Below are 20,314 nucleotides of genomic sequence, written 5' to 3'. Positions count from 1 at the left end.
CAGGGGCGCGGGGAACTGCGCGACCAGCCACAACAAGGCCGCACCCGACCAACCACCCGCACAACACCCCACCCAAGGGGCGCGGGGAACTGCGCAACCAGCCACAACGGACCCGCAGCCGACCCACCTCGACCACCCCACCCAAGGGGCGCGGGGAACTGCGCGACCAGCCACAACGGACCCGCACACACCCCACGACCCAACACGCCAGACGCACCGCCCACCCAACAACAAACCCCAACAACAACAGGGGCGCGGGGAACTGCGCGACCAGCCACAACAAGGCCGCACCCGACCAACCACCCGCACAACACCCCACCCAAGGGGCGCGGGGAACTGCGCGACCAGCCACGACGGACCCGCAGCCGACCCACCTCGACCACCCCACCCAAGGGGCGCGGGGAACTGCGCGACCGGCCACGACAGACCCGCAGCCGGCCGGCCGATCGATCCGCGTCCCGAACTGGACGGCCGGAACTAGACGGCCGGAACTCGCAGCGCGCCCAGCACCGGCAGGTGATCCGTCGCCGCCCTCAGATCCGCCTCCGTCACCCCCGGCAGCCCCAACGGCACCCCGCAGCCCAGCACCTCGACACCCTTGGTCGCGAAGATCGCGTCGATCCGCTGACGCGGATCCGCGGGCGTCGAGGTGTACTCGCCGCCCCAGGGCGCGGCGGCCCGGCAGTCCCGGAGCCCCTCGGCCAGCCGCCGGAAGGTACGGCCGTCGGGACGCTCGTTGAGGTCGCCGCCCGCGACCGCGTGCTCCACGCCCATCCCGGCCAGCCGGTCCAGCAGCATCCCGCTCTGCTCGTACCGCTCGTCCTGCCGCAGGCTCAGATGGCAGCTCAGCACGCCGAGCCGGGCGCCGCCGAACCGTACGACGGCCGTGGCGAAGCCCCGCCGGTGCAGTCCCGGGGTGAGCGGAAGCAGCACGTCCTCGGTCCGTTCGACGGTCGCCCGCAGCGTGCACAGGATCGCCGGGCCCGCCGCCGTGCCGCCCCCGGAGAGGATCACCTGCCCCGACGCGGCCGCGAGCCGGGCCAGCTTCTTGCGCCAGCGGAAGAACCGGGGGGCCTCCTGGACGAGGACCAGGTCGGGGGCGCAGGCACTGATCACCCGGGCGAGGGCGGCGGTGTCGTCGCGCATCGAGCGGATGTTGTAGCTCAAGACCCGGACGATCGCGGAACCGTCGGGTTCGGTCCCTGAGTCGGGCAGCGGCGGGGGTGTCGGCATGCGGATCAATCTACTGGGGGGCGGAGTCCGTGACGCCCACCAGCCCGGGGCGCGGAGTTCCCGTGCGGCCCACCAGCCCGGGGCGCGGAGTTCCCGTGCGGCCCGCCGACTGTCCTCGGCTCGTCGCACGGTGTCCCGCGGTCCCCGCGCCCCGGGCAGGGGCGTCACATGATCGGGTCGGGTTCCCGGGCCAGGTCCGCCGCGCCCACCAGGCCCGCCTCGTTGCCCAGTTGGGCGGCGATGACCTCGGCGACCGGCCGCCAGTTGCCGCCGACCAGCCAGCGCTTGTAGGACTTGCGGATCGGGTCGAGGACCAGTTCGCCCTCGTCGGAGAGGCCGCCGCCGACGATGAACGCGGACGGGTCGAACAGGGAGGCCAGATCGGCGAGGCCGGCACCGGCCCAGCGGGCCAGCTCGCGATAGGAGTCGACGGCGACCGGGTCGCCCTTGCGGGCGGCCATGGAGATGTGCTTGCCCTCGATGCCGTCCGGGGTGCCGTCGCCGAGGCCGAGCAGGATCTCGGCGTTCTCGGGGGTGGCGTTGGCGCGCTGCTTGGCGTATCTCACCAGGGCACGGCCCGACGCGTACTGCTCCCAGCAGCCCTGCGAGCCACAGCCGCACAGCAGGCCGTCCGGGACCATCCGGATGTGGCCGAACTCGGCGGCCACGCCGAAGTGTCCGCGGCGCAGTTCGTTGCCGATGATGATGCCGCCGCCGAGGCCCGTGCCGAGCGTGATGCAGATGACGTTGCGGTGGCCCTTGCCCGCACCGAACTTGTACTCGCCCCACGCGGCCGCGTTGGCGTCGTTCTCCACGACGACGGGGAGGCCGACGCGGGCCTCGACCTTCTCCTTCAGCGGCTCCTGGCGCCAGTCGATGTTGGGCGCGAAGTACACGGTGGAGCGCTGCCGGTTGACATAACCTGCCGCACCGATACCCACGCCGACGATCTCGTGCCCGGCCCGCGCGCCCTCCACCGCCGAGGCGATGGCGTCCACGATGCCCTGGGGCGAACCCGGGGTCGGCACCTTGTGGGTCGAGAGGATGTTGCCTTCCTCGTCGACCACGCCGGCCGCGATCTTCGTGCCGCCGATGTCGACGCCGATGGTGAGTCCCATGAATCCCTCAGTTCCGGTCGTGCCCCGCTACGGCCAACCGTACCCGAGGGTGCTGTCAGTCCAAGTCGATGCGTTCGCCGGGACCGGTGCCCTCGCCCCGGTCACCGCGGTCACCCCGGTCCTTCGTGTCGCCCTCCGGGCCGTCCTCGGGGGTCGTCCAACGGCGTTCCTGGGACTGGACGGCGGAGCGGTAGGCGGCGAGCAGTTCGTTGCCGGCCGCGGCCAGGTGGTCGAAGACGTCCGGGTTGCGCTCTATCACGGGTTCGACCGCCGCTTTGGCCTGCTGCACGGCCTGCCGCACCACCTGCTGGGCGGCGGGCCCGGCGACCGCCCCGAGGAGCGGGGTCTGGAGGCCGGACAGCCGGTCGGCGACGGCGTCGACGAACTTGCGCAGTTCCTCGGCGGCCGAGCCCGGGGGCGGGCCGTACTCGGCGCGGCGGCGGGCCTTCTCCGCGGCGAGGTCCTCGGCGCAGGCCGTGGCCCAGGCGTCGGCGTCGGTCATCCGTGCCTCGTCGGCCGGTTCCGGCTCCAGGGCGTCCGGTGTGGGGCGCTCTTCGCTCATGACGGACTCCTGACTACGGTTCGTCCCTCCGACGTTACCCGAACGGGTGCGCGTGGTTCACCGTCCGCGTGCGCCAACGCTCGCACGGCCACAGCACCGGCCACAGCACCGGCACCGGCACCGGCACCGGCACCGGCACCGGCACCCACGGTCCCGGCTCCAGCACTCACGCACCCACAGTCCCGGCGCCGGCGCTCACGCACCCGCGGTTTCGGCGTCAGCGTTCGCGGGGCCACAGTTCCGGGTCCGGGGCGAAGCGGACGCGCAGTGCGCCGTCCCGCAGTGCGGCCCCGGCGACGGTGCAGCGGCGCAGGGCGGACGGGAGCGGCACGATCCGGCGGAACCGGCCCACGGTGACGACGAGTTCGTCGCCGCGCCGGACCAGGTCGAGTTCGTCTCGTATCGCGCCGGGCAGCGGGATGTGCCAGACGAGCACGCCGTCCTCGGCGATCCGGTCGGTGACGGGCCACTCGACGGGGTCGGGGGCCGGGTCGACGCCCGGCACGGCGAGCGCGGCGAGGTCGTCGGCGCCGCGCGGGTCGCGGCCGAGGTGGGCGACCGGGTGGACGTCGTACGACTGCCGCCAGTCGACGAGGGCCTTGCGCTGCTGGGCGAGGAGCCCGGCCGGCCAGGTCTCCGGCGTGGTCTCGGGCAGCACCCGGTTGGCGACCAGCGCATCGGTGCGCAGCCCGCGCAGGGCGAGCCCGAGCGCGGCGGTGTGCACGGCGTCGGCGCCGGCCGGGCCCGGTTCGGCGACGAGCCGCACGGTCGTGGCGCGGTCCCGTACGACGGCCTCCACTGCGGCCAGTTCGACATCCCAGCGGGCCGCCGTCTCGTACAGCCACTCGGCGGGCATCGGGACGCCCGCGAGACGGCCGAGGACGGGGCGCAGGGCGCGGGCCGCCTGGCGCTCGGGCGGCAGCAGTCGGCGCAGGTAGCGGCGCAGTTCCTCGGGGAGGGCGAGCAGGTCGAGGGCGCGCGGGGCGGGCGGGAGGTCGACGACGAGCAGGTCGTGGCGCTCGGAGAGGGCGGCGTCGCGCAGCGCGCGCAGGAAGGACAGCTCTTCGGCGCCGGGCAGGGGGGTGGCCTCCTCCGGGTCGAGGCGGTCGGCGCCGAGCAGGTCGAGGACGCCCGTGGCGCGGTTCTGGAACGCGGTGAGGTCGTCGCGGAACCGGGCGGCGGCGTCGGGGCGCCAGGCGGTGAGATGGGGTGCGGCCCGGACGGGGTCGGGTCCCGTCGGCGCGCCCAGTGCGGCGCCGAGGGTGTCCGTGCGGTCGGCGCTCAGGACGAGGGTCCGGGTGCCGGCGCCCGCGGCGGCGAGGGCGGTCGCGGCGGCGACGGTCGTACGGCCCGAGCCGCCCGGACCCGTGATCAGGAGGGTGCGCATGGGGGTGAACGCTACCCGCGCGGGCCGGCCCGGCACGCCGTGGCTACTGCTCCCCGGACTCGACCCGCTTCTTCAGTCCGGCCAGCGCGCGGTCGATGATGACCTTCTCCGCCTTGCGCTTGATCATGCCGAGCATGGGGATCTTGACGTCCACGGTCAGCCGGTAGGTCACCTCGGTGGCGCCCGCGTCGGCCGGTGCGAGGAGGTAGGAGCCGTCGAGGGAGCGGAGCATCTGGGACTTCACCAGGGTCCAGGAGACCTCACGGTCGCCGGTCCAGGTGTAGGCCAGGGTCTGGTCGTCCTTGATCGCGCCGGCGTCCATGACGAGGCGGACCTGTTCGGCGCGGCCCCGGTCGTCGGTCTTGAGGACCTCCGCCTCCTTTACCTCACCGGTCCAGTCCGGGTAGCGGGCGAAGTCGGCGATCACCCCCATGACGTCGGCGGGTGCCGCCTCGATGGTGATGCTTGAGCTGGTGTGTTCCGCCATCGCCGTGGCTCCTCCGGATGCGGGCCGGTACAGACCGGTTACAAGAAGACCGGTACAAGTAGATCGGTACAGAGAGGTCGTCGTGCGCACGTGTGTTGCGTACGTGTGTGCAGCGTGAAGGCTACCGCGCGCCCGACCACCGGTTTCACCCCCTCCGCGCGCCCCTCACCATTCGAGCGCCCACGGCCTGCCCGTGCCGGCGAAGTGCCCGACGTTCACGCATTCCGTGGCGCCGATCCGCATCCGCCTGACCAGCGGCTGGTGGACATGGCCGAAGAGCGCGTAGCGGGGCCGGGTGCGGCGGATCGCGTCGAGCAGCGCCCGGCTGCCCCGCTCGAACCGGCGGGCCACCGTGTCGTACACGAGTTCCGGCACCTCGGGCGGGATGTGTGTGCACAGCACGTCGACCTCACCGACCGCCTCGATCTTCGCCGCGTACGCGTCGTCGTCGATCTCGTACGGCGTGCGCATCGGAGTGCGCAGCCCGCCGCCGACGAAGCCGAAGGTCCGGCCGCCGATCTCCACCCGTTCACCGTCCAGGACCGTGGTGCCGGGCCGGGCGTACTCCGGCCACAGAGGCGGCATGTCGACATTGCCGTAGGTCGCGTACGTCGGCGTGGGGAAGGCGGCGAACAGCTCGGCGTACTGGCGGCGCACCGCCTTCTCGATGGCGATGGCCCGGTCGGTGCCGATGCCCGCCCACAGCCGGGCCCCGAACGCGCGTGCCTCCTCGAAGCGGCGGGCGGTGCGCAGTTCGACGATGCGGTCGGCGTTCTCCGCGCCGAACAGGTCGGGGAAGATCCCGCGCGAGTGGTCGGCGTAGTCGAGGAAGAGCACGAGGTCGCCCAGGCAGATCAGGGCATCGGCGCCGTCGCCGGCCTGGGCCAGGTCGCGGGCGTTGCCGTGCACGTCACTGACCACATGGACGCGGGTCCTTCGGTTGCCGGCGAGTGGGGGTGCCATGGCGATCAAGGGTAAGCCTGTGCGGCATATGTGAACAGTGGCGTCCGGGCCTGCGGCCACTGGCCCGTCAGGAAAACCGTGGACTACTGTGCGCGCAGGAACACAACCTGTGTGACGCAGCGAACAACCCGCCGGGACCCTGTCGAAGGAGCGATACCGGCGGGTAGCGTCCGGGCAGTCCCATCGTGCTCTAGTTTTCAACCAACGGGCCGGGAGGCCCCTGGTGGGTGCCCGAGCACCTGCCCGAGCCTTGGACCGCAGCGTCGCAGCGCACCACGTCGTGGCGCCGGCGCCCTATGAGGAGCAGCAGTCTTGCGCGAGTTCAGCCTTCCGGCTTTGTACGAGGTCCCTGCAGACGGCAATCTGACCGATATCGTCCGCAGAAACGCCGCGCAGCATCCCGATGTCGCCGTCATCGCCCGCAAGACCGGCAACGGCTGGCAGGACGTGACCGCCGCGGAGTTCCTGACCGAGGTGCGCGCCGCCGCCAAGGGGCTCATCGCGTCCGGCGTCCAGCCCGGCGACCGGGTCGGCCTGATGTCCCGCACCCGCTACGAGTGGACGCTCCTCGACTTCGCGATCTGGAGCGCGGGCGCGGTCACCGTGCCGGTGTACGAGACGAGTTCGCCGGAGCAGACGCAGTGGATCCTCTCCGACTCGGGCGCCACCGCCTGCATCGTGGAGCAGGACGGCCACGCCGCCGCCGTGGACGCGGTACGCGACCGACTGCCCGCGCTCAAGCACGTCTGGCAGATCGACGCCGGGGGCGTCGCGGAGCTGGGTCGGCTGGGCCGGGACCTCACGGACGCGACGGTGGAGGAGCGCAGTTCGCTCGCCAAGGCCGATGACGCGGCGACCATCGTCTACACGTCCGGCACGACCGGCCGCCCCAAGGGCTGTGTGCTCACCCACCGGGCATTCTTCGCCGAGTGCGGCAACATCGTCGAGCGGCTGCGGCCGCTGTTCCGCACCGGCGAGTGCTCGGTCCTGCTGTTTCTGCCGCTCGCGCACGTCTTCGGCCGGCTGGTGCAGATCGCGCCGATGATGGCGCCGATCAAGCTGGGCAACCTCCCGGACGTCAAGCACCTCACCGACGAACTGGCCGCGTTCCGCCCGACGTTGATCCTGGGCGTGCCCCGGGTCTTCGAGAAGGTCTACAACGCGGCGCGCGCCAAGGCGCAGGCGGACGGCAAGGGGAAGATCTTCGACAAGGCGGCGGACACCGCGATCGCCTACAGCAAGGCGCAGGACACCCCGTCGGGCCCGTCGCTCGGGCTGCGGATCAAGCACCGGGTCTTCGACCAGCTGGTCTACGGCAAGCTGCGCGCGGTGCTCGGCGGGCGCGGCGAGTACGCGATCTCCGGCGGTGCCCCGCTGGGCGAGCGCCTAGGCCATTTCTTTCGCGGCATCGGCTTCACGGTCCTGGAGGGCTACGGCCTGACCGAGTCCTGCGCGGCGACCGCGTTCAACCCCTGGGACCGGCAGAAGATCGGCACGGTCGGCCAGCCGCTGCCGGGTTCCGTGATCCGCATCGCCGACGACGGCGAGGTGCTGCTGCACGGCGAGCACCTGTTCAAGGAGTACTGGAACAACGAGGCCGCGACCGCGGAGGCGCTGGCCGACGGCTGGTTCCACACCGGGGACATCGGCACCCTGGACGAGGACGGCTATCTGAGGATCACCGGGCGCAAGAAGGAGATCATCGTCACCGCGGGCGGCAAGAACGTCGCCCCGGCCGTGATCGAGGACCGTATCCGGGCGCACGCGCTGGTCGCGGAGTGCATGGTGGTCGGCGACGGGCGGCCGTTCGTCGGCGCGCTGATCACCCTGGACGAGGAGTTCCTGGGCCGTTGGGCCGCCGAGCACGGCAAGCCCGCGGACTCCACCGTGGCGTCGCTGCGCGAGGACCCGGCGCTGCTCGCGGCGGTCCAGGAAGCGGTCGACGACGGCAACGCCGCGGTGTCGACGGCGGAATCGGTGCGGAAGTTCCGGATTCTGTCCGGCCAGTTCACGCAGGAGTCGGGGCACCTCACCCCGTCGCTCAAGCTGAAGCGGAACGTGGTGGCGAAGGACTTCACGGACGAGGTCGAGGCGATCTACCGGAAGTAGGGGGTTCCGCGGTTCCGCCGGGAAGCGCCGTCCGCCGGAAGCTCGGTCGGCCGGGAAGGGTGGTCCGACGGAAGCGCCGTCCGCCGGGAGGCGCCGTTCGCCAGGAAGCACGGTCCGACGGAAGCGCCGTCCGAGGGGGGATGGTTGGTCACCGTTGGCGGGTGCGGCTGCGTTGTGGGTTGTCGCGCAGTTCCCCGCGCCCCTTTCGGGGCATTGGGCTACAGCAGGTCCTTCAGCTTCTGGGCCAGCAGGTCCCAGCGCCACTTCTCCTCGACCCACTCCCGCCCGCGCTCCCCCATCCGACGGCGCAGCTCGGGGTCGCCGAGGAGCACGACGATCCGCTCGGCGGCCTCGTCCGGGTCGCCGCCGCGGACGACCCATCCGGTCTCCCCGTCGAGCACCGCGTCGGGCGCGCCGCCCGAGTCCCCGGCGACGACCGGCAGCCCGGTCGCGGATGCCTCCAGATAGACGATCCCGAGCCCCTCGACGTCGAGCCCGCCCCGCCGGGTCCGGCAGGGCATCGCGAAGACATCCCCGGCGCCGTAGTGCGCGGGCAGTTCGGACCAGGGCACGGCGCCGGTGAAGCGCACCGAGCCCGCCACCCCGGTGTCCTGGGCGAGCCTGCGCAGCTCCTTCTCGTACGGTCCGCCTCCGACGATCAGCAGCACCGCGTCGGGCTGCTCGGCGAGGATCCGGGGCAGGGCCCGGATCAGCGTGTCCTGGCCCTTGCGCGGCACCAGCCGCGAGACGCACACCACGACCGGCCGCTCGGTCAGCCCGAGCCGCGCCCGCACCTCGGCACCGCCGGACCCCGGATGGAAGGTCTTCTCGTCGACGCCGGGCGGCAGCCGCACCATACGCCCGGCGGCGGCCGGGGTCAGCACGGCGGCGATCCGCGTGCGCGTGTACCCGCCGAGGTAGGTGATCGTGTCGGTGGACTCCCCGATCCTGCGCAGCAGTTGCCGGGCGGCGGGCAGTTGGGCCCAGCCGGCCTCGTGCCCGTGGGTGGTGGCCACCAGCCGCTCGGCGCCCGCCTTACGCAGGGCGGGCGCCATCAGCCCGAGCGGCGCCGCCGCCCCGAACCACACCGAGGTGCACCCGTGCTCCCGCAGCAGCCCCGCCGCCCGCTCCGTCACGGCGGGCGTGGGCAGCAGCATCGTCGTGCGGTCGCGTACGACGGTGAAGGGCTGCTCGGCGTCGAAGGCGGCCGTGGCCTCGGCGCCCTCCGGGCCGCGCTTCCAGGTGGAGGCGTAGACGACGAGCCGCTCGGGATCGAGGCGGAGCGCCATGTTGTGCAGGAACGCCTGGATGCCGCCCGGCCGGGGCGGGAAGTCGTTGGTGACGATCAAGGTCTTGTGCATCACCGCCCAACCTATCCAACGCACCCGAGAACCGGCGGGCGGTCCGGGGCCCCGAGCGGGCCGCGATCCCGCTGTCGGGACGCGCCGCGCCGCCCGAGCCGGGTCCTCGTCCACACGACGAGGCCCACCAGGGCCGCTACGACGGCGCCGCCCAGGGACGCCGGCCGACAAGCCCACCGGCATCAGGACGAGCAGACCCATCGCGCTTCCTTCACCACCGAACGGTCCTCAGACCAGGCACCGGCACCGGTGCCGGTAACGTCCTTCGAGCCCGGCACCGGTAGCGGATGGCGTGCCGGCGCCGATTCGGCCGGACCGGGCCGCGTCCAGCAGCACCCTCGGCGCCCCGGCCGGGGAGGGACCTCGTCCCGGCCATGGATCTCGGCTGCCCATGTCGACCGGGCCCGCCGACTGGCCACGAACCCGGACGCCCGGAAGCGCCGCGCGGGCGACGCGTCCACGCCGTGCGACCGCATTGGCAGACCTCGCACAGCCCGACGCGTCATCATGGCCCCCTCAAGACAAGCCACGACGAGCCACGACGAACAGGGGCCCAGGTGAACATGGCGGGCGCGAGATGGCCCCTGGCCGGACTGCTGGGGGCCTGGGGACTGACCCGGCTGATGCTGCTGCTCTTCGTCTTCCGGGTGCTGGTCTTCCCCGGTGCGGACGTCACGACCGACGTGTCGGTGATCTACCACGGCTGGTACGAGGTGCTGCGCCACGGGACGTTCCCGCTGGACGACGTGACCTGGCAGTACCCGCCCGCCGCCGCGCTCGCCGTGCTCGCGCCGGGCATCCTGCCCTTCCTCTCCTACCCCACCGCCTTCTTCCTGCTGGCCCTCCTCGCCGACCTGGCGGTCCTCGCCCTGCTCGGGTACGCGGGCCGCCGCCCCGGCAAGTCGCCGCGCGGGGCCTGGGTGTGGGTGGTGGGCCTCCCACTGCTCGGCCCGACGGCCTACGCCCGCTACGACGTGATGGTCACCGCGGTGGCGGTGGCCGCGCTGTTCGCGGGGACCCGCCGCCCCCGGATGATGGGCGCGCTCGTCGGCTTCGGGGCGATGGTCAAGGTGTGGCCCGCGCTGCTCCTGGTGGGTGCCGTGCGGCTGCGGGCGTGGGGCGCCGCGGCGGCCACCGCGGCGGGGGTGGCGGCACTGTTCGCGGTCGCCATGCCCGGGGCCTTCGCCTTCCTCGCCTTCCAGCGCGACCGGGGCACCGAGGTGGAGTCGCTGGGCGCCCTGGTCTTCCACGTGGCCCGGCACTTCGGCTGGCGGGGCGAGGTGCTGCTGAACTACGGCTCGGTGGAGTTCCTGGGGCCGTACGTCGGCCTGATGAGCACCGTCGCGCTGACGCTCAGCGGCGCCGCCTTCGGCTGGCTGCTGCTGTGGCGGCTGGCGGCCCACCCCGACACCCGGTTCCGGCCGCACACGCTCGCCGACACGGCGTTCACGGCGGTGCTGCTGTTCACCACGACGAGCCGGGTGATCAGCCCGCAGTACATGGTCTGGCTGATCGGCCTGGCCGCGGTCTGCGTGTCCTTCCGCGGCACCCGGATGGGCCGACCCGCCCTGCTGGTCCTGGCGGCCACCTTGGTGACCGTCCTGGAGTTCCCGGTCGGCTTCTCGCACGTCGTGGCCGGCGACTGGTACGGCACGGGCCTGCTGTTCCTGCGCAACGGCCTGCTGGTCACCGCCGCGCTGCTAGCCGCCCACCGGCTGTGGCGGTCCACGGTCCCGGCGGACCGCCCGGCTCCGCTGCCCGGTCAGACCGCCCGCACGAAGGAAACCCCGGTCTCCTCCTGACGCCGAATACGCGGGATACGCGATACGCGGGATACGCCGGAACAGCAGCGCCACGGCGGCGCACTGGGCGGCCATCGCCATCACCCAGGCACACCCGGCACGGCCCGAGCCCCGAAACCCGACTGGGCGTACGCCAGCGGCAGTTGGACGGCGGTGCCGAGGAGCGTCACGCGCACCAGCGCCGACGCTTCCCGGCTGCCCTCCAGGGGACCGACAGGGCGCAGGAAGAACAGGAAGAACAGGAAGGACAGGAAGAACACGGCCTGGTGGGCGACGCCGGGTCCGGTGCCGGGGGCAGCCGGGAGCCACGGCGACGTCACGCCGAACAGGACGCCCGCCACGAGCCGGCGTCCCCGCCACGGGCACCGGCCGCCCGCTCCCCCGCCGCGCGCCCCAACCCGCCCCGCAGGTGTACACCGCGCGGATCGAGGCGGCCCGACGCACGACGTACCGGACCATGCTGCACCGCCTGCCGCACGGTGAAGCCGGCGACCAAGCCGCTGTGCCGCTCCGCCGCCGTGACGTCCCGAAAACCCCCGCGAGCTTCTTCCGCCGAGACGGCTGCCCGGTGCGCGCGGAGGAGGCCGACGATCTGTTCCGGCAGGGCATGCCGGGCGTCGCGCGGGTGACCGGTGAGGTCGAGGGTGCCTGGCTGTGGGAGGCCGTAAGAGCGGCTCGCTCAGCCGAGTTGTTCCCTCAGGTAGTCCCGCCACCGCCCGGTGAAGTCGGGCAGGCTCGTCCCGAGCACCCGGCGCAGCGCGTCCTCGACCGCGCCCGCCCGCCGCCCGTGCGCGCCGACCGCGCGGTAGAACGCGTCGAGCCGGTCCTCGCCCCAGCGTTCGGCGATCATCCGGCAGGCCAGCCAGCCGCCCTCGTAGGCCCGGGCGAGCCGCGCGGGGTCGCCGGTGAAGCCGAAGTCCCCATCGGCCGGCAGGTCCGCCGGGACCCGCCCGGCGCGGACGGCGCGGGACAGCTCCGGCGCCGCCTGCGCCGGTGTGCGCCCCGTACCCAGGTAGCCGACCCAGTCCGCGTACCCCTCGGACAGCCACAACGGGGTGGCCGGTGTGGTGTGCGCGCGGGTGGCCACATGGGTGGTCTCGTGGGTGAGCACCACCTGCTTGCCGACGTCGCCGAGGAGGGCGTACGCCTCCGGGTTGACCACGATCCGGTCCGCGGGAGTCCGGGCCGGGCCGCCCGCCTCGCCGGTGGTGACCGCGGCGATCCCCCGGTACGAGGAGGCCGGAGCGCCGAGCAGGCCCGCCATCCCGTCCAGGGTCCCTGGGACGAGCACGACGACCCGCCGGGTCCAGTCCGTGCCCCAGGCCCCCGACACGGCCGGGACCGCACGCTCGGCGAGCCGCGCGTAGGCGTTCAGCGTCCGAGCGGACTGCCCGACCCCGAGGACCAGGCTGTGCGCGCCCGCGACGGCCGACACGGCGCCCTGGTCCCACAGTTGCTGTCCGGCCTTGCGCGCGGGCCGGTCGGAGTCGACGTACCAGCGTCCGTCGGCGGTGCGGCTGAGGTCGAGAGTGCGCTCGGTGGTGACGGGGGCCCGGTCGTAGCCCCGGACCCGGTAGCTCAGCCGGGCCTCGGCGGTGACGTCCGCGCCGGTGTGCCGCAGGCCGGTCACACGGTAGGTCCAGGACGCCAGCGGCACCGCGCGCAGGTTCGGGTACCCGGTGCGGGTGCCCGTCTCGCCGTACGCCGTCTCGTCGTGCCCGAGGAGGGCCGCGGCGCGCCGGTCGAGCACCTGCTGCACCTGCTGCACCTCGGCCCGCGCCGGGTCCGCCGTCGCCCGGCCGCCGCCGCACCCGGCCAGCGGGACGAGCAGCAGACACAGCGCGACGACTCCCGAACGCCAGCTCCGCCTGCGACCAGCCATCTGCCCGATCGTACGGCCCGTGGCGCCCGGTCAGACCCGGGTGACCGACGAGACGGGCATCATCCCCACCGGGTCGTAGCGCACCGGGGCGCCGGGGTGGGGGGCGTGGATCACCTGGCCGTTGCCGACGTACATGCCGACATGGCCGGCGTCCGAGCGGTAGACGACCAGATCGCCGGGGCGGATCTGGGAGAACGGGACCTGTCGGCCGGCGTACCGCTGTTCCTGCGAGGTGCGCGGCAGCGCGACCCCGGCCTGCGCGTACGACCACTGCGTCAGGCCCGAACAGTCGAAGCCGGCGGGCCCGTTGGCCCCCCAGATGTAGGGGCGGCCGAGGACGGAACGCGCGGCGGCGACGGCCGCGGCGGCGCGGGCGCTGGGGGCGCCGGCGCCCCGCAGGCCGGGCAGGTCGGCCCGGTCGTCGCGGGAGGCCCGCTCATAGGCGGTGCGCTGCGCGCCCGGCAGGGAGTTGAGCAGTTCCCGGGCCTTGGCCAGCTTGTGTTCCACGGTCCGCTTGTGCGCGGCGACGGCCTCTCGGCTCTTCTCCAGCCGGGACAGCTTTCCGGCCGTCGCGGTCCGCTCCTGGGCGAGTTCGCGCAGGGCCGACTGGAGTTCCCGCAGCCGGCCGGCCTGGCGGGTGCCGATCCGGTCGAGGGTGGTGGCCTTGTCGAGGTAGTCGCCCGGGTCCGCGGTCAGCAGCAGGGCGACCGTGGGGTCGATGCCGCCGCCGCGGTACTGGGCGCCGGCCAGCGACCCCAGCTCCTCCCGCATGGTGTTGACGCGCTGTTGCTGGCGGGCGATGCGGTCCTGCGCCTCGCGGACCTGCTCGCGCAGCTTCCCGGCCTGTTCGTCGGCCTGGTTGTATGCCTCGGTCGCCTGCTCGGCCTCCGTGTAGAGGCGGTCCACCTCGGCGGGACCGTGGCCGGGCGGCGCGGCGCTCGCCGGTACGGCGCCCAGTGCGGCGGTGGCCGCGGACAGTACACACAGGACGGTGGCGCCCCGGTCGAACCCGGATGGTGCAAGGCGGCGATGGGACCCCACGGAAGGCCGCACTCCTTCACCTCGTGACCGCTCGCTCGCCTGCGGGGCCGCGGCCGGTGCCGCGGAGCGGTCACGCTCGACCCTGCGGCCTGCGCGCCCTTGTCCCGTAGCACCGGCCCGCCCCTTCGGCTCACGTGCTGCCGACGGACGGTTGCCGTTCCCCGGGGCCGGGACGGGATTGTCCCGGCCGTGGGGGAAACGCGGCAGACAGTAGCCGCGCGGGCGCCCGTCGGCCAAAGACCGCAACCGGTCGCACAGCGTGACACCCCGCCGCTGACGCAGGTCACCGGCGGGGCGTGGAGTCAGTTTGGGTTATCGGGATTCGCCCGTTCGGGCGCCATGGAAGCCCGGTCGGCAGAGGCGTGCGGCTCAGACCGGGAGGCCGAAGCTCAGACCCGGACGCCGAACTGGAACGGCATGTTGTTGATCGACTCGTAGCGGACGACCGTGCCGGTGCGGGGGGCGTGCAGCACCTGGCCGTTGCCGGCGTACAGGCCGACGTGGTGCTGGTCGCCGTAGAAGATCACCAGGTCGCCGACCTTGAGGTCGCTCTGGCTGTAGATGCGCTGGCCGGCGTTGGCCTGGGCCTCGGAGGTGCGCGGTATGCCGACGCCGGCCTGGGCGTAGGCCCAGGAGGTCAGACCCGAGCAGTCGAAGGAGGAGGGGCCGGTGGCGCCCCAGACGTACGGCGAGCCGATCTTGGACTGGGCGGCGGAGAAGGCGGCGGCGGCCCGGCCGGAGGCGGAGCTGGTCTTGCCGAGTTTCACACGCTCGGTGGAGGAGCGGTTGGCGCGGTCCTCCTTGGCGGCGAGCGCCGCCTTCTCCTTGGCCGTCAGGGAGTTGAGCAGCCGCTGCGCCTCGGCGAGCTTGCCCTGGACTTCGGTCTTCTTCTTGCCCAGCTCGGTGCGGGCGGCGGAGAGGTCCTTGAGCTTGTCGGCCGCCTCGGTCCGCTGCTGCGCGAGTTCGCGCTGCTTGTCCTGGATCTTCTTCAGGGCGTCGACCTGCTGGCCGCTCAACTGGTCGAGCGTGGACGCCTTGTCGAGGTAGTCGTCCGGGTTGGCGGACAGGAAGAGCTGGACGGACGGGTCTATGCCGCCCGAGCGGTACTGCGCGCTGGCCATGGTGCCCAGGCCGTCGCGCAGCTTGTTCAGGTCCTCCTGGCCGCGGGCGACGCTGTCCTGGATGGTGGAGATCTCCTTCTGGAGTTTCTCCTGCTTCTCCTTGGCCCCCTTGTACTTCTCGGTGGCCTGTTCCGCCTGCTCGTAGAGCTTGTCGACCTTGGCCTTGACCTCGTCCTTGCTCAGCTTCTCGCTGGGAGCCGCGTTGGCGGCCTGCGAGCTCAGGGCTACGGCAGCGGCGGCTGCGGTGGTCAGCACGGTCACGCGCGTGCGACTCGGCTGCTTCGGTCGACGATGGGACGCCACGGAGACGGGCTCCTTCTTTTGAGTGATCACCCGTGTGGAGGTTCGAGCCGACCCTAGTGACCCAGTTGTGATCAGTTCAAATCCTCAGAGGAAAAAATCCGTCACTCCATGCATTCTTTGCCCACAACTCACATGCTGTGATGTCCGCTTGACGCTACGTTGCGTGACACTTGGGCTAATTCCGGCATCAAACGCATACGTTGGCGTTCACGACAGTCGCTTGAGAAGCATCGCAGAAGCCACCGGCCGGGCGCCCGCACGGGCGACGCCGTCGGCCACCTCGCGATCGGTCGAGGCGACGATGACCGGCCGGCCGGGCGGCTCGGCCCGCACCAGCTGACGGATCAGCTCATCGGCCGTGACGCCCGGCTTGGAGAACAGCACCCGCACCCCGCGCGGCGGGGCGAGCAGCACCGGGGCGGCCAGTTCGGCGCCGTCGAAGACACAGGTCACCTCGGCGCCGGTCTGCGCGGCGAGCTGCGAGAGCTGGCCGAGCAGCCGCAGCCGCTGCTTCTCCAGCGGCATCTGCGGATAGCCGGTCTTGGTGACGTTGTAGCCGTCGACCACCAAGTGGGCCTGGGGCAGGGCGAGAAGCTGGTCCAGGACGGCCGGATCGTGCTCGGACAGCGCCCGTGCGGCGATGTCCTTCGGGGTCATCCGGCCCGGCTCCACCGCATCCACGGTCTCGGCGGGCCGTACCGAGACGGGCGGCAGCGCCAGCTCACGGCGCAGGCCCTGGGCCGCGTCCAGGACGGTGTCGAGCAGCAGCCGCACCCGCATGTCCTCGACGCTGCGCCCCTCCCGGGCCGCCCTGCGGCTGGCCTCCAGGGCGGCCTCGACCTCCCCCAGGCGGGCCTTGAGCCGCCGGGTCTCGCTCTCGGCGGCCGAGACCTGCGCCTGCGCCTCGGCACGCACCGCCTCGATCTCGCTCTGCGCCTTGCGCAGGGCGGCGTCGCCCCGCTTGACGTCGCTGAGGGCCGCGCGGAGCTTGCGGTGCAGCGATTCGGCCTCCCGCTTCGCCGACTCCAGCTCGGCGCGCAGCCGTTCGGTCTCGGCCCGGGTGTGGTCGCGGGTCCGCTCCAGCTCCGCGCTCAGCCGCTCCAGCTCGGCCCGGCTCTCCTCGTCGGCGCGCTCGGCGTCCGCCCGTTGGGCCTCCTCGCCGGCCGCGGCCACCAGTTTCACCCAGCCCGCCGGGCGCAGTACATAGGCCGCGGCCGCCACATCGAGCGGGTCCGCGGCCGGGGGCGGCGAGCCGGAGTCGAGGGCGCCGGACAGCTCCGGCTGCGCCTCTCTCAGCTTCTCGCCGATGCGCTGCCGGAACAGCGGATCGGACTCCAGGGCCGCGGCCATCGCGTTGCCCGCGAACTTGGCTCGGCGATTCGGGGCAAACCGGGCATACTGCCGCAATTGGCTGGGCAGTTCACCGATCGTCAGACCACCGAAGCCGTCCGACACGATCTGTACGACGCGGCGTCGCACACCGTCGGGCAGCGGACGGTCAAGCACCTCGGCGGTGCCGTCGCCCGGCCCCCCGCCTGCGGTCTCCGCCATCCGTCACACCCCAAGGTCCGTGCGGGGCCGCCTCCTGCGCTCAGGAGTCGGCGCCCGGCCTGTCCACCAGTTCCACCTGGTCCATCGCGTTGCACCAGCGGCAGCGCACCGACTCGATGGTCTCACTGACCACCTCACGCTCCTCGACCTTCGGCTCGCCCGCGAGATCGAGGTGGATGTACTCGACGACCTTCGATGCGCGGGTCACATCGAAGCGGGTGAGGTTGCCGCAGAGGGTGCAGCGCCATCGGGTCGTGGCGGTCGGCAGGGGAACCGGCATCGTGACTGTTCGCTTCCTTCCAGTGTCCGTGACACGCCGTCTGCCCGGCGTGTGTGGCTCGTAACCCTACGGCCTGGCGGGTCCTCGTCGCCCGTTCGTCCACGGCGGCGAGGCGATCTGTGCTACTGCGTGCCGTTACGTCATGCTCTGTATTCATGATCAGCAACTGGAGCGCGATGGCCGGGCGGACCTGCAGAGCGGTCCGTGGCTCGTCGGCGCCGATGACGCACGCCCTGATCGCCCTGTGCTGTCTGATCTTCGTGATCGGGCCCGCGTCCGGGTTCAATCCGACGTACGGCACCGGTGACGGGCTGGCGGCCGCGCAGCGGGCGTACTTCCGGCGCTGGGGTGTCGTCCCCGCGAACCTGTTCGACGGCCCGGCCGGGGAGGCGCTCACCCCCGCCACGGCGCTGTTCGTGCACGGCAGCTGGGTGCATCTGCTCGGCAACATGCTCTTCCTCTATGTCTTCGGGGTGATGACCGAGGAACGGATGGGCCGCGTGCAGTTCACCTTGTTCTACGTCGGCTGCGGCTATCTGGCGCTGATCGGTTACGCGGCCGCCAACGCCGGCTCCCAGCAGTCCCTGGTCGGTGCCTCCGGGGCGATCTCCGCGGTGCTCGGGGCGTTCCTGTTCCTGTTCCCCGGCGCCCGTGTCACCAGTCTCCTCCCCTTCCTCTTCTTCCTCCCGCTGCGCTTCCCCGCCTGGGTCGTACTGCCCTTCTGGGCGGCGCTGCAGTGGGCGGAGGCGCGGCAGGCCACCCAGGGGCCCGGGGTGGCCTACCTGGCCCACCTGGTGGGCTTCTCGCTGGGCTTCGTCCTCGCGTGGGTGCGGTTCGGGCGTCGGGCTAGAGTGAAGGCCGCCCCAGCTCCGGCTCCCGAGGGAGAGAAACAGCCGTGATCACCGCGATCGTGCTCATCAAGACCAGCGTGGACCGGATCCCCGAGATCGCCGAGCAGATCGCGGCGCTGGACAGCGTCAGCGAGGTCTTCTCGGTCACCGGCACCTACGATCTGATCGCCATGGTCCGGGTCGGCCGGCACGAGGACCTCGCCGAGGTCATCCCCGGCCGCATCAGCAAGATCCAGGGCGTGGAGGCCACGGACACCCACGTGGCCTTCCGTACGTACTCGCAGCATGACCTGGAAGCGGCCTTCGCCATCGGCCTGGACAACTAGGCGCTAAGCGCTCCGCTGGGAAAGCCGCGATGTGCCGTCGATCGGCTGCGGCGCCGTCGTGGCTGATCGCGCAGTTCCCCGCGCCCCTCCGGGGGCGTCTGCCAGCCGTTGGCTCCCGCGCCATCGTGGCTGGGCGCGCCGTTCCCCGCGCACCCCTCCGGGGGCTTCTACGTGCTGGTATGTCGTGCGGGTTCGTTCCCCGGCGGGGGCGCTTGGGTGTTGGGTCAGGCTGCGGGGACGCAGCGGCCGTTCTCCGTGTGGTACTGCCACTTCGCGCCGTCCCGGATCAGCTGCTTGACGGCGTTCACGAACCGGTCGACGTGTTCGTCGGGCGTACCCGCGCCGAAGCTGACGCGGATCGCGTTGAGGGACTTCTCGCCGGGCGCGGCCTCCGGCGCACCGCACTCCCCCTGGGACTGCGGGTCGCTGCCCAGAAGAGTGCGGACGAGAGGGTGGGCGCAGAAGAGCCCGTCGCGGACGCCGATGCCGTACTCGGCGGAGAGCGCGGCCGCGAAGTGGGAGCTGTTCCAGCCCTCGACCACGAAGGAGAGCACGCCGACCCGCGGCGCGGCGTCGCCGAACAGGGAGAGGACCCGGACCTCGGGGACCTCGGCGAGCCCCGCGCGAACCGTGTCGATCAGGTGCCGCTCGCGGGCGACCAGGGTGTCGAAACCGGCTTCCGTGAGGGCCTTGCAGGCCGAGGCGACGGCGTAGGCGCCGATCACGTTCGGCGAGCCGGCCTCATGGCGGGCAGCCGTCTCGTGCCACTCCACGGCCACGCCCCCGTCCGCCCGCCGGGTGACCGTACGGCTCGCCCCGCCGCCCGCGAGATACGGCTCGGCCGCGCGCAGCCAGTCGGCGCGTCCGGCCAGCACACCGGCACCGAACGGGGCGTACAGCTTGTGTCCGGAGAAGGCGACCCAGTCGACGTCGAGATCCCGCACCGACACCGGGTGGTGCGGGGCGAGCTGGGCGGCGTCCAGGACGATCCGGGCGCCGTGCGCATGGGCGACGGCGGCCAGCTCACGCACCGGCCACAGCTCGCCGGTGACGTTGGAGGCACCGGTGACGCAGACCAGGGCCGGGCTGTCGGGGCCCGAGCCGGTCGAGCGAAGCCGAGCGCTGGGGGAACGGTCGGCCAGTGCCGCCTGAAGGGTCGCGACGGCCTGCGCCGGGGTGCGCGGGGCGTCGAGGTAGCTGACCTGGGCGTCCTTCCAGGGCAGCAGCGAGGCGTGATGCTCGGTCTCGAAGACGAAGACCTGGCAGTCGGCGGGGAGCGCGGACGCCAGCAGGTTGAGCGAGTCGGTGGTGGAGCGGGTGAAGATCAACTGGTCGTCGGGGCGGCAGTCCAGGAACTCGGCGACGGTCGCGCGGGCGTTCTCGAACAGGTCGGTGGACAGCTGCGAGAGGTAGCCGGCGCCGCGGTGCACGCTGCCGTAGTAGGGGGCGTAGGCGGCCACGTCGTCCCAGACGCGCTGGAGGGCGGGGGCGCTGGCCGCGTAGTCGAGGGCGGCATAGGTGACCTCGCCGCCGGTGACGAGCGGCACGGTGACATCGCGGCCGAGGACGGGCAGCGGGGCGCAGAGCGACTGGGCGGAGGCAGCGGTGGAGACGGACATGGCACAACTCCCGTGAATGCAGGCGGAATTCACCACGCGAGCACAGCTGCGTCGGGCAGGGCTCGGCGTGGGAAGGGGTGAAAGGGGTACGCGGAGGCGGGGCTCTGCGGCCCTATCGCATTCGCTTGCTCACGAGAGGCTCCCTCGACGACCAGGACCCCTGGGCTGCATCACTCAGCAGAGTGCGAGGGGTCCGCGCTTGCCGCAGACCTCGCTGCCTACGGCCTGGTCTTCACCCGGGGCACCCCGCCACGGACGGAGGGTTGCCGGACAGTCGGCCGGGGCCGAATGACTGTCGCTCATGACCTGGAGACATCC

18 protein-coding genes and 1 riboswitch are annotated in these 20,314 nt (G+C 72.7%); of the genes, 4 read left to right on the top strand and 14 right to left on the bottom strand.

All coding sequences use genetic code 11. From position 1 onward, the window contains the following. Window positions 1-477: 477 nt before the first annotated feature. The 6 genes from ACWEKM_RS23105 to ACWEKM_RS23080 all read right to left on the bottom strand — a co-directional run bounded on the left by ACWEKM_RS23105 (window position 478) and on the right by ACWEKM_RS23080 (window position 5,750). Window positions 478-1,233, bottom strand: a complete 756-nt coding sequence (locus ACWEKM_RS23105; RefSeq protein WP_451623085.1) for an endonuclease/exonuclease/phosphatase family protein — start codon at window positions 1,231-1,233, stop codon at window positions 478-480. A 164-nt stretch (window positions 1,234-1,397) separates the two neighbouring features. Then, the gene (locus tag ACWEKM_RS23100; RefSeq protein WP_451623084.1) at window positions 1,398-2,351 is read right to left on the bottom strand and encodes an ROK family glucokinase; all 954 of its coding nucleotides are present in this window, start codon (window positions 2,349-2,351) and stop codon (window positions 1,398-1,400) included. Window positions 2,352-2,406: 55 nt separating this feature from the next. Beyond that, window positions 2,407-2,913, bottom strand: a complete 507-nt coding sequence (locus ACWEKM_RS23095; protein ID WP_451623083.1) for a DUF5304 domain-containing protein — start codon at window positions 2,911-2,913, stop codon at window positions 2,407-2,409. 217 nt (window positions 2,914-3,130) lie between these two features. After that, on the bottom strand, window positions 3,131-4,300 hold the full coding sequence (locus tag ACWEKM_RS23090; RefSeq protein WP_451623082.1) for an ArsA family ATPase: 1,170 nt from the start codon (window positions 4,298-4,300) through the stop codon (window positions 3,131-3,133). 43 nt (window positions 4,301-4,343) lie between these two features. Beyond that, window positions 4,344-4,787, bottom strand: coding sequence for an SRPBCC family protein (locus tag ACWEKM_RS23085; RefSeq protein ID WP_451623081.1), 444 nt, complete (start codon window positions 4,785-4,787; stop codon window positions 4,344-4,346). Window positions 4,788-4,952: 165 nt separating this feature from the next. Next, window positions 4,953-5,750 carry a metallophosphoesterase family protein gene (locus ACWEKM_RS23080; RefSeq protein ID WP_451623080.1) on the bottom strand — a complete coding sequence of 266 codons (798 nt, stop codon included), beginning with the start codon at window positions 5,748-5,750 and terminating at the stop codon, window positions 4,953-4,955. A gap of 312 nt (window positions 5,751-6,062) precedes the next feature. On the opposite strand from ACWEKM_RS23080, the gene ACWEKM_RS23075 reads away from it, so the two are divergent. Beyond that, complete coding sequence (locus ACWEKM_RS23075; RefSeq protein ID WP_451623079.1) at window positions 6,063-7,859, top strand: AMP-dependent synthetase/ligase; 1,797 nt, start codon at window positions 6,063-6,065, stop codon at window positions 7,857-7,859. Between the two features lie 218 nt (window positions 7,860-8,077). Here the strand turns inward: ACWEKM_RS23075 and ACWEKM_RS23070 are convergent, their stop codons facing one another. Continuing rightward, window positions 8,078-9,220, bottom strand: a complete 1,143-nt coding sequence (locus ACWEKM_RS23070) for a glycosyltransferase family 4 protein (RefSeq protein ID WP_451623078.1) — start codon at window positions 9,218-9,220, stop codon at window positions 8,078-8,080. A gap of 563 nt (window positions 9,221-9,783) precedes the next feature. Here ACWEKM_RS23070 and ACWEKM_RS23065 point away from each other — a divergent pair. Continuing rightward, window positions 9,784-11,022 carry a glycosyltransferase 87 family protein gene (locus ACWEKM_RS23065; protein ID WP_451623077.1) on the top strand — a complete coding sequence of 413 codons (1,239 nt, stop codon included), beginning with the start codon at window positions 9,784-9,786 and terminating at the stop codon, window positions 11,020-11,022. A gap of 80 nt (window positions 11,023-11,102) precedes the next feature. On the opposite strand, the gene ACWEKM_RS23060 is transcribed toward ACWEKM_RS23065, so the two are convergent. The 6 genes from ACWEKM_RS23060 to ACWEKM_RS23035 all read right to left on the bottom strand — a co-directional run bounded on the left by ACWEKM_RS23060 (window position 11,103) and on the right by ACWEKM_RS23035 (window position 17,200). After that, window positions 11,103-11,363, bottom strand: a complete 261-nt coding sequence (locus ACWEKM_RS23060; protein WP_451623076.1) for a hypothetical protein — start codon at window positions 11,361-11,363, stop codon at window positions 11,103-11,105. Between the two features lie 338 nt (window positions 11,364-11,701). Continuing rightward, complete coding sequence (locus ACWEKM_RS23055; RefSeq protein WP_451623075.1) at window positions 11,702-12,904, bottom strand: hypothetical protein; 1,203 nt, start codon at window positions 12,902-12,904, stop codon at window positions 11,702-11,704. 30 nt (window positions 12,905-12,934) lie between these two features. Then, window positions 12,935-13,945, bottom strand: a complete 1,011-nt coding sequence (locus tag ACWEKM_RS23050; protein ID WP_451623074.1) for an NlpC/P60 family protein — start codon at window positions 13,943-13,945, stop codon at window positions 12,935-12,937. Between the two features lie 389 nt (window positions 13,946-14,334). Beyond that, window positions 14,335-15,369 carry an NlpC/P60 family protein gene (locus ACWEKM_RS23045; RefSeq protein ID WP_451623073.1) on the bottom strand — a complete coding sequence of 345 codons (1,035 nt, stop codon included), beginning with the start codon at window positions 15,367-15,369 and terminating at the stop codon, window positions 14,335-14,337. Window positions 15,370-15,576: 207 nt separating this feature from the next. Next, window positions 15,577-16,920: an NYN domain-containing protein gene (locus ACWEKM_RS23040; protein WP_451623072.1), complete on the bottom strand. Its 1,344-nt coding sequence runs from the start codon at window positions 16,918-16,920 to the stop codon at window positions 15,577-15,579. A 40-nt stretch (window positions 16,921-16,960) separates the two neighbouring features. Further along, the gene (locus ACWEKM_RS23035) at window positions 16,961-17,200 is read right to left on the bottom strand and encodes a hypothetical protein (RefSeq protein ID WP_451623071.1); all 240 of its coding nucleotides are present in this window, start codon (window positions 17,198-17,200) and stop codon (window positions 16,961-16,963) included. A 155-nt stretch (window positions 17,201-17,355) separates the two neighbouring features. Here ACWEKM_RS23035 and ACWEKM_RS23030 point away from each other — a divergent pair, with 155 nt between their 5' ends. Then, window positions 17,356-18,099 carry a rhomboid family intramembrane serine protease gene (locus ACWEKM_RS23030; RefSeq protein ID WP_451623070.1) on the top strand — a complete coding sequence of 248 codons (744 nt, stop codon included), beginning with the start codon at window positions 17,356-17,358 and terminating at the stop codon, window positions 18,097-18,099. Beyond that, window positions 18,096-18,377: an Lrp/AsnC family transcriptional regulator gene (locus ACWEKM_RS23025; RefSeq protein ID WP_359299166.1), complete on the top strand. Its 282-nt coding sequence runs from the start codon at window positions 18,096-18,098 to the stop codon at window positions 18,375-18,377. Before ACWEKM_RS23030 ends, ACWEKM_RS23025 begins: the two co-directional genes overlap by 4 nt. A 224-nt stretch (window positions 18,378-18,601) precedes the next feature. Here the strand turns inward: ACWEKM_RS23025 and ACWEKM_RS23020 are convergent, their stop codons facing one another. Then, a complete protein-coding gene (locus ACWEKM_RS23020) occupies window positions 18,602-19,996 on the bottom strand; it encodes an aminotransferase class V-fold PLP-dependent enzyme (RefSeq protein ID WP_451623069.1) in 1,395 nt (464 codons plus the stop codon). Between the two features lie 190 nt (window positions 19,997-20,186). Further along, a riboswitch (SAM riboswitch) is annotated at window positions 20,187-20,303 on the bottom strand. Window positions 20,304-20,314: the final 11 nt, after the last annotated feature.

It is taken from the genome of Streptomyces sp. NPDC004752 (assembly GCF_053601275.1).
This window is presented reverse-complemented; position numbering and strand designations above follow the sequence as displayed.

Bases quoted from the DNA above. Each gene is read 5' to 3' on its own strand.
- ACWEKM_RS23020 (WP_451623069.1), bottom strand. From the start codon at position 19,996: ATGTCCGTCTCCACCGCTGCCTCCGCCCAGTCGCTCTGCGCCCCGCTG.
- ACWEKM_RS23070 (WP_451623078.1), bottom strand. From the start codon at position 9,220: ATGCACAAGACCTTGATCGTCACCAACGACTTCCCGCCCCGGCCGGGC.
- ACWEKM_RS23055 (WP_451623075.1), bottom strand. From the start codon at position 12,904: ATGGCTGGTCGCAGGCGGAGCTGGCGTTCGGGAGTCGTCGCGCTGTGT.
- ACWEKM_RS23085 (WP_451623081.1), bottom strand. From the start codon at position 4,787: ATGGCGGAACACACCAGCTCAAGCATCACCATCGAGGCGGCACCCGCC.
- ACWEKM_RS23035 (WP_451623071.1), bottom strand. From the start codon at position 17,200: ATGCCGGTTCCCCTGCCGACCGCCACGACCCGATGGCGCTGCACCCTC.
- ACWEKM_RS23040 (WP_451623072.1), bottom strand. From the start codon at position 16,920: ATGGCGGAGACCGCAGGCGGGGGGCCGGGCGACGGCACCGCCGAGGTG.
- ACWEKM_RS23100 (WP_451623084.1), bottom strand. From the start codon at position 2,351: ATGGGACTCACCATCGGCGTCGACATCGGCGGCACGAAGATCGCGGCC.
- ACWEKM_RS23065 (WP_451623077.1), top strand. From the start codon at position 9,784: ATGGCGGGCGCGAGATGGCCCCTGGCCGGACTGCTGGGGGCCTGGGGA.
- ACWEKM_RS23090 (WP_451623082.1), bottom strand. From the start codon at position 4,300: ATGCGCACCCTCCTGATCACGGGTCCGGGCGGCTCGGGCCGTACGACC.
- ACWEKM_RS23105 (WP_451623085.1), bottom strand. From the start codon at position 1,233: ATGCCGACACCCCCGCCGCTGCCCGACTCAGGGACCGAACCCGACGGT.
- ACWEKM_RS23030 (WP_451623070.1), top strand. From the start codon at position 17,356: ATGATCAGCAACTGGAGCGCGATGGCCGGGCGGACCTGCAGAGCGGTC.
- ACWEKM_RS23095 (WP_451623083.1), bottom strand. From the start codon at position 2,913: ATGAGCGAAGAGCGCCCCACACCGGACGCCCTGGAGCCGGAACCGGCC.
- ACWEKM_RS23080 (WP_451623080.1), bottom strand. From the start codon at position 5,750: ATGGCACCCCCACTCGCCGGCAACCGAAGGACCCGCGTCCATGTGGTC.